The organism is Streptococcus cristatus, assembly GCF_003943535.1.
Classification (GTDB): Bacteria; Bacillota; Bacilli; order Lactobacillales; family Streptococcaceae; genus Streptococcus; species Streptococcus cristatus_L.
On sequence record NZ_RJPU01000003.1, the window covers coordinates 132,228 to 144,519 of the forward strand.

At 46.1% G+C, this 12,292-nt stretch carries 14 protein-coding genes; 2 read left to right on the forward strand and 12 right to left on the reverse strand.

Annotated elements, in window-relative coordinates; genetic code table 11:
• Positions 1 to 12: 12 nt before the first annotated feature.
• On the forward strand, positions 13 to 1,077 hold the full coding sequence (pepA, locus tag D8790_RS06445) for a glutamyl aminopeptidase (RefSeq protein ID WP_125388007.1): 1,065 nt from the start codon (positions 13 to 15) through the stop codon (positions 1,075 to 1,077).
• A gap of 119 nt (positions 1,078 to 1,196) precedes the next feature.
• Entirely contained in the window at positions 1,197 to 2,681 is a 1,485-nt protein-coding gene (locus D8790_RS06450; RefSeq protein WP_125388008.1) for a DUF1846 domain-containing protein, read from the forward strand.
• A 54-nt stretch (positions 2,682 to 2,735) separates the two neighbouring features.
• Here the strand turns inward: D8790_RS06450 and D8790_RS06455 are convergent, their stop codons facing one another.
• From D8790_RS06455 to folP, 12 genes are all read right to left on the reverse strand, one after another.
• Positions 2,736 to 3,170 (reverse strand): DUF2178 domain-containing protein, encoded by a 435-nt coding sequence (locus tag D8790_RS06455; RefSeq protein WP_125388009.1) that lies wholly within the window; start codon positions 3,168 to 3,170, stop codon positions 2,736 to 2,738.
• A 9-nt stretch (positions 3,171 to 3,179) separates the two neighbouring features.
• The gene (locus D8790_RS06460; protein ID WP_125388010.1) at positions 3,180 to 3,344 is read right to left on the reverse strand and encodes a hypothetical protein; all 165 of its coding nucleotides are present in this window, start codon (positions 3,342 to 3,344) and stop codon (positions 3,180 to 3,182) included.
• The gene (gene relB / locus D8790_RS06465) at positions 3,341 to 3,544 is read right to left on the reverse strand and encodes a type II toxin-antitoxin system RelB family anti-toxin (protein ID WP_125388011.1); all 204 of its coding nucleotides are present in this window, start codon (positions 3,542 to 3,544) and stop codon (positions 3,341 to 3,343) included. Before relB ends, D8790_RS06460 begins: the two co-directional genes overlap by 4 nt.
• Positions 3,545 to 3,837: 293 nt before the next feature.
• Entirely contained in the window at positions 3,838 to 4,875 is a 1,038-nt protein-coding gene (locus D8790_RS06470; protein WP_125388012.1) for a sensor histidine kinase, read from the reverse strand.
• Positions 4,842 to 5,540 (reverse strand): response regulator transcription factor, encoded by a 699-nt coding sequence (locus tag D8790_RS06475; protein ID WP_125388013.1) that lies wholly within the window; start codon positions 5,538 to 5,540, stop codon positions 4,842 to 4,844. Before D8790_RS06475 ends, D8790_RS06470 begins: the two co-directional genes overlap by 34 nt.
• A 12-nt stretch (positions 5,541 to 5,552) precedes the next feature.
• A complete protein-coding gene (locus D8790_RS06480; protein ID WP_125388014.1) occupies positions 5,553 to 6,275 on the reverse strand; it encodes a lantibiotic ABC transporter permease in 723 nt (240 codons plus the stop codon).
• Positions 6,275 to 7,063, reverse strand: a complete 789-nt coding sequence (locus D8790_RS06485) for a lantibiotic ABC transporter permease (RefSeq protein WP_125388015.1) — start codon at positions 7,061 to 7,063, stop codon at positions 6,275 to 6,277. Before D8790_RS06485 ends, D8790_RS06480 begins: the two co-directional genes overlap by 1 nt.
• Before the next feature lies 1 nt (position 7,064).
• A complete protein-coding gene (locus D8790_RS06490) occupies positions 7,065 to 7,772 on the reverse strand; it encodes an ABC transporter ATP-binding protein (protein WP_125388016.1) in 708 nt (235 codons plus the stop codon).
• Positions 7,773 to 7,866: 94 nt separating this feature from the next.
• The gene (gene folK, locus D8790_RS06495) at positions 7,867 to 8,679 is read right to left on the reverse strand and encodes a 2-amino-4-hydroxy-6-hydroxymethyldihydropteridine diphosphokinase (protein ID WP_125388017.1); all 813 of its coding nucleotides are present in this window, start codon (positions 8,677 to 8,679) and stop codon (positions 7,867 to 7,869) included.
• 87 nt (positions 8,680 to 8,766) lie between these two features.
• Positions 8,767 to 9,321: a GTP cyclohydrolase I FolE gene (gene folE / locus D8790_RS06500; protein WP_002896758.1), complete on the reverse strand. Its 555-nt coding sequence runs from the start codon at positions 9,319 to 9,321 to the stop codon at positions 8,767 to 8,769.
• Positions 9,302 to 10,645, reverse strand: a complete 1,344-nt coding sequence (locus D8790_RS06505) for a bifunctional folylpolyglutamate synthase/dihydrofolate synthase (protein WP_125388018.1) — start codon at positions 10,643 to 10,645, stop codon at positions 9,302 to 9,304. Before D8790_RS06505 ends, folE begins: the two co-directional genes overlap by 20 nt.
• A 2-nt stretch (positions 10,646 to 10,647) precedes the next feature.
• Entirely contained in the window at positions 10,648 to 11,598 is a 951-nt protein-coding gene (folP, locus tag D8790_RS06510) for a dihydropteroate synthase (RefSeq protein ID WP_185761922.1), read from the reverse strand.
• Positions 11,599 to 12,292: the final 694 nt, after the last annotated feature.

Consider the following 12,292-nt stretch of genomic DNA (forward strand, 5'->3'; position numbering starts at 1 on the left):
GAAGGTAAACTTATGTCCGATTTATTTTCAAAAATCAAGGAAGTGACTGAGCTCTCAGCAATCTCCGGTCACGAGGCACCCGTCCGCAGCTATCTGCGAGAAAAAATCACTCCTCACGTTGATGAGGTTGTTACCGACGGTTTAGGCGGCATCTTCGGGGTTCGGCATTCTCAAGCTGAAAATGCTCCCCGAATTCTGGTTGCGGCTCACATGGACGAGGTTGGCTTCATGGTCAGCGAGATCAAGCCCGACGGAACTTTCCGTGTAGTAGAAATCGGTGGCTGGAATCCGCTGGTCGTGAGCAGCCAACGCTTCAAACTCTTTACCCGCGAAGGCCGAGAAATCCCTGTCATCTCAGGCTCTGTCCCTCCTCATCTGACACGTGGTTCTGGCGGACCAGTTATGCCACAGGTTGCGGACATTGTCTTTGACGGCGGCTTTGCAGATAAGGCAGAAGCTGAAAGCTACGGCATCCGTCCAGGAGACACAATCGTTCCAGACAGTTCTGCCATTCTCACAGCTAACGGTAAAAATGTCATCTCTAAAGCCTGGGACAACCGCTACGGCGTCCTTATGGTCAGCGAATTGGCTCAAGCCTTGTCTGGTCAACCACTAGACAGCCAACTCTATGTCGGCGCCAATGTTCAAGAAGAAGTTGGCCTGCGTGGTGCCCATGCTTCAACGACAAAATTTGCCCCTGAGGTCTTCCTAGCTGTGGACTGCTCCCCAGCTGGTGACATCTACGGCGGTCAAGGAGCCATCGGCGACGGAACGTTGATTCGTTTCTTTGACCCTGGTCATCTCATGCTGCCAGCCATGAAGGACTTCCTCTTGACAACTGCTGAAGAAGCTGGCATCAAATATCAATACTACTGCGGAAAAGGGGGAACCGATGCTGGCGCTGCCCATCTCCAAAGCGGTGGCGTACCATCTACCACAATCGGTGTCTGCGCCCGCTACATTCATTCCCACCAAACTCTCTATGCCATGGACGATTTCCTACAAGCCCAAGCCTTCCTACAAGCGCTGGTCAAAAAGCTGGATCGCTCAACCGTGGACACGATTACCAACTACTAATTTCGAGAAGCAGCCCGTTCTTCATTCGGGCTGCTATCTATTTTATCTAATATAATCTCTTTTAATTTTCCAATTTGAAGAAAATTTTGTTATAATGCTTAGCAGAGGTGAAACTATACATGAAAAAAATTGCTTTTGATTCAGAAAAATACTTAAACCTGCAGCGCGACCATATCTTGGAGCGCATTAATCAATTTGAAGGCAAATTGTACATGGAATTCGGCGGAAAAATGCTGGAAGACTTCCATGCTGCCCGCGTCCTACCAGGATATGAGCCGGACAATAAAATCAGACTGCTCAAAGAGCTCAAGGACCAAGTGGAGATTGTCATTGCCATCAATGCCAATAATATTGAGCACTCTAAAGCACGTGGGGACTTGGGCATTTCCTATGACCAAGAAGTGCTGCGCCTAATTGATACCTTTAATGAGCTGGATATTTATGTAGGCTCAGTGGTCATTACCCAGTATTCTGGCCAGCCAGCAGCTGATCTCTTCCGCGCTCAGCTAGAAAAGAATGGAATTGACTCCTATATCCACTATCCAATCAAGGGCTATCCTACTGATATGGACCATATCATCTCACCTGAGGGAATGGGGAAAAACGACTACATCAAGACCAGTCGAAATCTGGTCGTAGTGACCGCGCCTGGTCCTGGTTCTGGTAAGTTAGCTACTTGCTTGTCCAATATGTACCACGACCAAATCAATGGCATCAAGTCAGGCTATGCCAAGTTTGAGACCTTCCCAGTTTGGAATCTGCCCCTGCACCATCCGGTCAATTTAGCTTATGAGGCAGCGACGGCAGACCTAGACGATGTCAACATGATTGACCCTTTCCACCTGCAAACCTATGGCGAAACCACTGTCAACTACAACCGTGATATCGAAATTTTCCCAGTCCTCAAGCGTATGCTGGAACGCATCCTAGGCAAATCACCTTATGCTTCTCCAACAGACATGGGCGTCAACATGGTCGGATTTGCCATTGTAGATAATGATGCAGCTATCGAGGCTTCCCAGCAAGAAATCATCCGCCGCTACTACCAGACGATTCTAGACTTCAAGGCAGAGCGCGTTTCAGAATCTGCTATCAAGAAAATCGAACTCTTGATGAACGACTTGGGCATCACACCGCTGGATCGTAAAGTAACCGTTGCTGCGCGTGCCAAGGCTGAAAGCACTGGCGAACCAGCCCTAGCTCTGGAATTGCCAAATAGCGAAATCGTAACCGGTAAGACCTCTGAGCTCTTTGGCCCTACGGCAGCTGTATTGATTAATGCCATTAAAAAATTAGCCAACATTGCCAAAGAAACCAAGCTGATTGAACCCGAGTACGTTAAACCAATCCAAGGCCTGAAAATCAATCATTTGGGCAGCCGTAATCCGCGCCTCCACTCAAATGAAATCTTAATGGCTCTGGCGATCACAGCCATGGAAAATCAAGACGCTGCACAAGCCATGCAAGAGCTTGGAAATCTCAAGGGCAGCGAAGCTCATTCAACCGTAATGCTGACAGATGAAGACAAAAATGTCCTACGCAAACTCGGCATCCATGTAACCATGGATCCTGTTCATCAGTATGATCGACTTTATAGAAAATAAAAACAAGCTCTGTTAAAAGCTTGTTGAGAAAGCTGGCTCTGCCAGCTTTTTTTCTTAATAACGCTTAGATAGGAGAAAACGCAAGAGATAGTAAAGTCCCAAAACCAGGATAATGGTCCAAGTCAGAAACTGATTGAGATTTAAAATGATAGGAAAAATCATAGACAGAAGGCTCAGCCCTGCTGCCAGCAGCAAAAGGATATCAAACAGCAGGGTGCGAGTCTTTTCGTCAATCATCCGATTGCGCTCATCCGTCACCTGAATGTAGAGTCTATTAAAAGCTTCCTCTCGTTTCAAGGCAAGGTTATAACGCAGAACCATCAAAGAAATCCCTAGAAGCAGACCCACCATGATGCCTTCCTGTAAATCATCCAGAGAATGAATGTAGCTCCATCCAAGTCCCAGCCAGAGGGCTAGGATTAGGATGCGACCGATGATCACTTTCTTTTGTAGTTTTTTCCGAAATTCTTGTTTAGTTACTATTTCCATGTCAGCCTCCTATTTTTCATACGCTTGAAAAATTTTCAACATCACCACAATCAGGAATATTCCCACAAAAGGCAGGATTTCCTTAGGGATAAAATCAGCTTGCAAATGGAGGTAAGACAAGCCAACCACCACCAAAATAGCCAATATCCATTTACATAAATAAGTCCATTTCATGCTTCATCCTCCTCAAAGAGAAACACTTCTTCAATCCTTAAATTGAAAAAGGATGCAATTTTATGAGCTAAAAGCAACGAGGCATTGTAGCGGCCTTTTTCCAAAGAAATAATCGTTTGTCTCGTAACTTCTAGCTTCTCAGCCAGCTCCTCCTGGCTGAGCTTTTTTCTTTTTCGTAATTCTTGAATTCGATTTTCCAAGGCCGCCTCCTTTTCGTAATGTAAAACAAGCTTTACTTTTCAAACATAGTATAGTCTCCTTTACATATTTTGTCAAGAAGAAAGCGAAAAAAGGGCTGGGACAAAAGTCCTAGCCTCTCAATTGTCTTTGGATCGTCGAGCAAGACGCAGTGGTTGAGTGGGCTCTATTACGCTGATTTCATCAGCTTTTACAGCCCTACTCAACTGTGCGGAGGTGGGACGACGAAATCGAATTCTAACGAATTACCGATTTCTGTCCCACTCTCTTTCATCATCTTGCTTGATTTCCTTTGTTATTTGCTTTTTAAAGCCACAGTCAACTCGACACAGGCTCCTCCTCGGTCTGGATTGAGCAGGGTCAGACGACCACCGTGCAAGAGAGCGACCTGCTTAGAAAAGGCTAAGCCGATACCATGATGGGGATTAGCTGAATTGCGGCTTTGGTCACTCTGGTAAAAGAGCTGTTCCGCTCCCAGTAGCATCTCCTCTGAAAATACAGGCCCGTTGTTCCAGATAGCAAAAACCAACTGGTCCTGCTGGACTGTTACCATCAGCTTCACTTCCTTTTGGTCCTGATTAGCATGTTCAAGTGCATTCAGTAAAATATTGAGCAAAGCCCGTTTGAGATAGTCCAAATGGATCAACAGAATCAGACTAAGATCACAATCTTCTTGGAGATAAAAACGATAGCTTTCCTGTTTGCTGAACAGTGCCCAATCGTCCTGGAGATCAGCCAAAAAGTCCCCTAAGGAAAGCTGACTGAACTGATTAGCATCAATCTGAAAAGTCTTAGCGTAATCAATCAAAGATCCACAATACTCTTCCATCTTGTGACTAGCCTGCAAAATCTCAGCAGCATAGTCTGCCTGTGGATGGCCCAACTGCGCCAATTCCAAGAGCTCAGCGTTCCCTTTAATTACAGTTAGGGGCGTCTTCAAATCGTGCGATGTCGCTGATAGCTGTAAAATCAACTCCTGATTATGCTGCTGCTCTTTTTCTAGAAGACGAGCATTTTCTTGGTGGCTGCTCCGTAAATCCCTATAGACTTCTAGCATTTCCTCAATCCGAAAAAGCTTGCTTTGATTTTCTTCTAAAAGCTTCTCGCTCTTTAGCATTTTTATTTCCCTGTCGATTTTTCGGAGCAATTTCAAAATATGATAAAAAGTAATCAGCAGCAAGCTTCCTGCCCAGAAGAACAAGGTGAAAAGGGCATAATCGCTGCCTTGTGTAAATTCATAACCTATAAGCACAAAAATCAAAACATGAAAAAAGACGATTTTTAAACTGGTTGTCCAGACTAGGCTTTTGAAATTTCGGATTCTAATTGCCATCTATAGCCTACTCCTCTCACTGTTGCGATTGCTTGCAGCCCTTCTTGTTTGCATTTTTGACGAATCTGATACACGTATTCTGAGATGGAGCGAAGCTGTGTCTCTGAACTTTCTGGGTAAAGCAAGGTATGCAGGCGTTCAGCTGAAAAGGTCTGCTTGGGATTGCTAGCTAGTAAATGCAGCAACTTAAACTCTCGCTCTGAAAATTTCAAGACTTTACCAAAACAGGCAACTTCATAGCGCTCTGGATAAAATTGACAAGAAGCAATCTCAGAATATCGCTCCTCCCGTCTTTCCTCCCGCCGAAGATGAGCTCTGACACGCGCCAGCAATTCTTTGGTTCCAAAAGGCTTGACAACATAGTCATCTGCTCCGCGAAAGAGCCCTTCCACCTTGTCCGCCTCCAACTCCTTGGCCGTCAGAAAGATGATTGGACACGAAAGATGAGGACGAATGTAGGAACACAGCTCAAAACCATTAACAGGCTCCATCATCACATCCAGTAGAATCAAGTCATATCCGACAAAATGCGTCAGCTCTAGCTCTTCTATCCGATCAAGCGTCGTTACATCATAAGCATCGAGCTCTAGGACGTTTTTCACCAGCTTCATAATGCTCTGGTCGTCATCAACCACCAAAATACGATACTGTCTCATGAGTTCCATTATAGCATACCTCTAGCGAACATCTCGTTTCAAGGTTAAGAATATAGCAGAGCCCCAAACCAAAGCTAACCATAACAGCTGTATTCCTAGCCCTGATAAATCTATTGAATGCTGAAGCCCTTCATACTCAAAAAGATTTAGGGTAGCCAGATCGGGCAGGTATTTTGCTTCCTTGATGAAAGTTGCCAACAAACGACTGAGACCAATCAAGAGAGGAAAGAGCACTGACACCGGCACAACCCAAGATTGAAATAGCAAAGCGAGGCCGGCAGTTAAAAAAGCCAGAAAAAGATTGCTGAGAAGACAAAAAAAGCTGTAATAAAGGAAGTTCCCCAGTAAGGACCAGCTAAAGTCCAGGTCAAAACGAGCCAGCATAACAAAGAAACAGCTACTTATAATGACACTATAGAGAACCAAGAGCAGCAAGAAAAGAAAAAGGATTTTCCCAGCCAACCAAGCCTTTCTATTTGATACGGTTAGAAAATTCGTTCGCATCCCAGACTTGACAAACTCCTGGGCAAAATAGAGGGAAGTAAAGATGACGATGACAGGCTGTGCCAGATAGAGGGCATGCAAAGCCTCACTCAGAGCCTTTGTCTGGCCAACTGCTGTCTGACTATAGTCAAGATTCATCAGAAAAAATGGAACGATTACCAGAGCCACCAAGGCTGCACCAAGAGCGAGATAGTAAGAACGGAACTTAATCCATTCGCTTCTAAGTAGAGCTTTTATCATCAGTATCGCCCTCCTAAATCCGTCTTCAAAAAGCGCAGAGAGGTCATACCGCCGATGACTAGTAACCATGCACCAAGTATCAACAGCCCTTGCAAGGGATTGTTGGCATATTGGGAAGTTGGCGTTGCAGCAAATAACTCTCCTGCTGGCTGTGGCAAATAAGCTCCCCAACTCATGTGAGTAGCTAGGTAGTTTCCCAGATTATAAATCTGGGGTACGAGAAAAAGCAGAGGAACCAGCATGGTCCGAGCCAATAAACCTAACAAAAATGAAAGGATTCCCAATAAGGTCAGAGATAAGGTTTTCCACAAAATCAGACTCCAAGCTGCCTGATTGAGCAAAATCGGATCAAGCCCTTCCTTTCCTAAAGCCAGATGCATGACCATATAACTAAGGTAAATTGATAAAAAGCTGCTGGCAAGAGAAAAGCAAGTAAAGGTCACGAGCTTCCCCACAAGCAACTTCAGGCGGTTATTACAGGTCAAGAGACTGGTTCTTAAGCTATGAGACTGAAATTCCATAGCTCCCAAAATTCCAGCTAAGATGACCAAAACCATACCTGCCATAGAGGCACCATTGAGGCCTAGATATTCCAGCGGGTCAATGGCTTCTGCCAGACCGGGAACCGTCTCAGGCGTGGCATCCAAGCCGACAGATAAATACTGTCGACCCTCCAGCCAAGATACGGCAGGCACCAATAGCAGCATGAAGGCCATACTCACTTTGAAAGCCTTGGTTGAGCAAATTTTCAACCATTCTGAATGCAATAAAGACATCGTTTCTTTCATCTTAAACCTCCTCTGTCAAATCAAAGAAGAGATCTTCTAGACTGTCTGAATCTTGCAGCACCTCTTCCAATCGTCCCTGCTCAATAATTCGCCCATGATGAATTAAGACTACATCATCTGTCACCATTTGCACCTCTGACAGGATATGGGAAGATAGAAGTACTGTTTTCCCTAAATCAGCCTGCTGACGGATGAACTTTCTAAACCACTTAATCCCACTTGGATCTAGTCCATTGGTCGGCTCATCTAATATAAGAAACTGAGGATCACCTAGCAAAGCTGCTGCTAAACCCAACCGCTGACCCTCCCCCAGAGACAGGCTTGACAAGAGATCCTTCCTCTTATGAGCGATTCCAGTCATCTCCAAAACCTCATCAATCCGAGACTTGGGAATAGCATTACTCGCCGCAATAATTCTCAAGTGGTCATAGACCTTTCGATTTGGCAGACCGCCAATGCCGTCAAAGGCTGCACCTACCGTTCTGAGCGGATAAGTCATTGACTGATAAGTTCGCCCATCAAAAGTCGCAGTTCCTGCTGTCGCCCGATCTAACCCCAAGAGAATCCTCAAGGTCGAACTTTTCCCTGCACCATTTGGACCCAAAAAAGCTGTAATCCGCCCGCTTCTAGCTGTAAAAGAAATATCTTCTAAAATCTGCTTGCTGCCATGCTTTTTGCAGACTCCTTCTATTTTCACTGTATGTTCCATACTGAACTCCTTTTGATTTTTCTTTAGTATACAGAGGCAAGTTCAGAGAAAGTTCAGACAATAAAAAAACTTGCCTTGCGACAAGCTTCTTTTCTCATTTTTCAACCGCATCCCATAGCTTGCGGATGCTTTTTTTCTGTACCGGATCGACAAAGTGTGGGGCGATTTCTATAAGAGATTGCAAGACAAAAGCTCGCTCAGCCACATAAGGATGAGGAACAATCAAGCCCGGACTGTATAGCTCCTCCTGCCCTATGTAAAGAATATCCAGATCAATCACACGAGGTCCCCATTTGATCTCCCGCACGCGCCCTAGATCCGCCTCAATAGCCAAGAGCGTCTGTATTAACTCCTCAGGATTGAGCCAGGTTTCAACTTCAACAACTTGATTGAGAAACGGATCCTGCTCAATGCCACCCCAAGGTTCTGTCTCGATACGACTTGATGCCTGCAAAATTCTTATATTTTGCTCTGCCATTTTTTCCAAAGCAGCATCCAGATTGGCAGCTGGGTTGCCTTGATTGCTCCCCAGAGCGATAAAGGCTTTCCGCTTTCGACGTGCTAACTTGACTGAGCAAGTCTCTAAAGGCAGCGGCACCGGTGCCCAAGGTTTTTTGACCTCCAAACTGACCTTCTGCACCAAAGGATGAGTCAGAAAAATCCGATCAATCAACTTGTAAGCCAGCGTCTCAATCAAGTCCTCCTTGCTTTCCTGACACCAGTGGGTCAAATCCTGAGCTAATTCTCCATAGTGGATAGAAGCTGTCAGGTCGCCTGTTTTAGCAGCCCGAGTCATATCATAGTCCAAAATCAAATCCAGCACAAAACGCTGGCCCAATTCCTTCTCCGCTCCAAACAGACCGTGATAGGCATACACTTCCAAATCCTTTATGCGCAGCTGATCCATTCTCTTATCCTTTCTGATTCAAGTTTCTGCATTTCATCCTTGATAAAACTATCTAGCCTTTCCCGACATGCTCCACCACTGATAAAATCAATGTCCCATCAGTTTGTAAGCTTCATTTTTTAGGTCCTTATCCGTCGCTAAAACGCCACGCGCTGCTGTAGTAACCGTTGCAGTGCCAGGCTTTCTGACTCCACGCATATTCATACACATATGCTCAGCTTCCACCCAGACCAAGGCCCCTTGAGCACCCAGATAGTCCATCAAGGCCTCAGCAATCTCTACGGTCAATCGCTCTTGAATCTGCGGTTTCTTGGCATAGACCTCTACTGTTCGGGCCAGCTTGGACAGGCCTGCTACCCGACCATTAGGCACATAGGCGATGTGAACCTTCCCGTAAAATGGCAGGAAGTGGTGCTCACACATGGAATGAAAGAAAATATCCTTCTCCACTACCATATTATTGTCAATGATTTCAAAAGACTTGGCCAGATGCTCCTCAGCAGTCTCGCCCAGCCCAGCAAAGATTTCTTGGTACATCTTAGCAATGCGCTGTGGCGTCTCCTGCAAGCCTTCGCGGCTTCCGTCTTCTCCAACCGCCTCAATAATCTGGGCAACAGCTGCTTCAATTTTCTTCGTGTCCATATTCACTCCTAGATTCTTTTTCTTTGTCAATGATATAGGCCCTGACCTGAGCCAAAAAATAAAGGGAGCCCGTAATCAGCAAGAGCTCATCGGTCCCATGCTCAGCTTTCAAATAAGCCTCTAAAAATCCCTGCCAATCAGCATAGTTCAATCCCTGCTCGCAAGCCAGCTCCTCCATTTTTTCTTTGGAAAAGCTCCGTGGATCTGCAAAATTGGTCAAAATTAGCTGACTCTTAGGCACCTGCTTGAGCTGACCCACCATTTCCTCCAGAGACTTGGTCTGGATACAGCTGAAAAGGATTTTCTTATCCAAGTCTGGATAATGTTGGCTCAAGGTCCTCGTCAACCTCTCCATGGCATGTGGATTGTGGGCGCCATCAAGCAAAATACGAGGCTGGTGCGAGATCTGCTCCATCCGACCCGGCCAGCTTGTCGCCAATAAAGCTGCGCCAACTTGCTCTTTTGTTAACAGTGGCAACTGCTGGAGCTGGCAATAGAGGTCACAGAGCTCAATCGCCAAACCAGCATTATCTACCTGATGCTGCCCCAACAGAGGCGTCAGGTAAGGCTCCGCCTCCCGATAGGCATTGGAAAAGCTAAAATGTTCTCCTGAGTCAGTCCCGCCCAAGCTCTGAACTTGATAAGACTGCCCATAAACATAGTAGGGCGCTTGCTTTTGATGAGCCTTGTCCTCAATGACCGCTAGAGCTTCTGGCTCAATCCGTCCAGTCACCAAGGGCACATTTAACTTGATAATTCCCGCCTTCTGCTCGGCAATTGCTGCCAGCGAATGCCCCAGCAGAGCCACATGATCTAAGCCAATAGTCGTAATGGCTGTCAGATCAGGTCGGCAGACATTGGTACTGTCTAAGAGGCCGCCCATGCCAACCTCCATCATCGCCACATCGACCCGCTCCTGAGCCAAATAATCATAGGCCAAAGCCGTCATGATTTCAAACTCAGTCACTCCCTGCAAAACCTCATCATTCGCTTGCTCCTCAAAGAGAGCGTGATAAGTCTCTAGAAGGCGCGACAAATCTTGATTAGGAATAGGCCGACCATTGATGGCGATTTGTTCATTGTAGCTGATCAAATAGGGGGAGGTAAAGGTTCCTACACGCAGGCCTTGCATTTCCAAGAGTTGACGCAGGTGGGAAATGGTCGAGCCTTTCCCGTTGGTCCCCCCTATATGAATCACTGACAGCTGCAAATGAGGATTTCCCCGCAGCGCCAGCATCCGCTCCATCCGCTCCAAGCCAAAATTAGGACTATCCGTCCGATAGGCTTCCAGCCAGCTTAAATCTGGCAATTCTTCTTTTATCATAGTCACTTATACTGCCGTAAATTTAGATCTTCCATTTTCTGAGCCAGTCGAATAGCATCGCCAATCTCGGCTGCCATCCAGTGAACTCCCACATCATGCACTCGGACAGCCTCAACACCTTGACTAGCTGCAATGCTGGTCAAATGAGCTGAGGCCAGGTCTCTGTTTTGAAAACCAGCTGCCGTCTCTGGGTCAGTCTCAAAACCATTTTCCTCCAATATATTGACCAAAAATCGCTTGCGAGAGACACCCAGAAAAATAGGAAAGCCAGCCTGATGAATGCTATCCAACTCCTGTAAGAGCAAGAGATTTTCCCGCTTGGTCAGGCCAAAACCAATCCCTGGATCCAGCATGATTTGCTCCCGCTCCAGACCAGCTTTCTCAGCTCTTGCCAGTGTCTTTTCAAAAAATGCCCACATGAGCGCCTGAATACCCAGCTGTTCAAAATCCGCTAATTCTGACTCCGTAAAAGCGGCCTCAAAGCCAAAAGTCGGAAAGATTTTCGAGCTAGCATGTTGGGGCCGAGCCATGACTGGATTGAACATGGCGATAACTGGCGCTCCAGCCTTGGCAGCCACAACTGCCATTCTCTCATCACCCAAGAGTCCCGTGATGTCATTGATGATATTAGCTCCAGCGGCCAAAGCTGCTTCTGCAACTGGTGCCTTCCAAGTATCTACAGAAATGAGGATATCAGTCTCCCGACGAAGAGCCTCAATGACTGGCACCACACGACCTATCTCCGCTTCGATGTCCACAAAATGGCTGCCCGGACGAGTCGACTCACCACCGATATCCAGCAGATGAGCTCCCTGAGCTATCATCTTGCGTGCTTGCTCCAGAGCCTTTTCCACCGTATTATATTTGCCCCCATCCGAAAAGGAATCTGGGGTAACATTAAGGATCCCACAAAGAGCTGTCTTGCCCTCTGGTGCAAGCTGTCTTAGATTCATCGTATTTCCTTTCCCCTTGCTGCTACTGCCTTTCAACAAAAAAGGCACACCCATCTAGTGTACCGCAAAGCTAACAGCAGATGCAGCATCCAGTCCTATGAACTGCACTCGACTTCACAAGAAGACCTCATCTGCCCCTTGTTTCATTTACCATTTTACCACAATTCCCCTATTTAAGAAAACACTTTTTACAAACAGAAAGGCAAAAGGAGAATCAGAAGTAAATTCCGAAGAAGATGAGCCAGTAAGGACAATTCCAGAGATCCAACCCAAGCTTTTAAGAGCCGGACAAAAGCCATGCCTAAGCTTAGATAAATTAGAAAACAAGATGATTCTCCGGGATTTCTCAGGAAAGCAAAGAGAGCAATTCCCAAGGCAATACACCAACTCTTTCTGTATTTCATCTGTCTGTTTTGCTTAGCCTGTGATGACATACCAAATAAATCCATGCCAAGCAATAGCAAGGAGGAGGCGGAAAAACTGTTTGAGATAAGCTGCTGCAAAGGCGTTAGCTCCGAACTCGACTGCCCACAAAGGAGAGCAAGACTCGCTGCGTTGCTTGCAATCATCAAAAAATAAAGGTAACGTAAGTGCTGAAACCGCTTGGAAGCACGCAGCTCTATCTNAAAATCCCGCCACTCACGAGAAAAATAAGAGGCATACCCTAAAAGAATGAACAAAAACAGAGAGATAA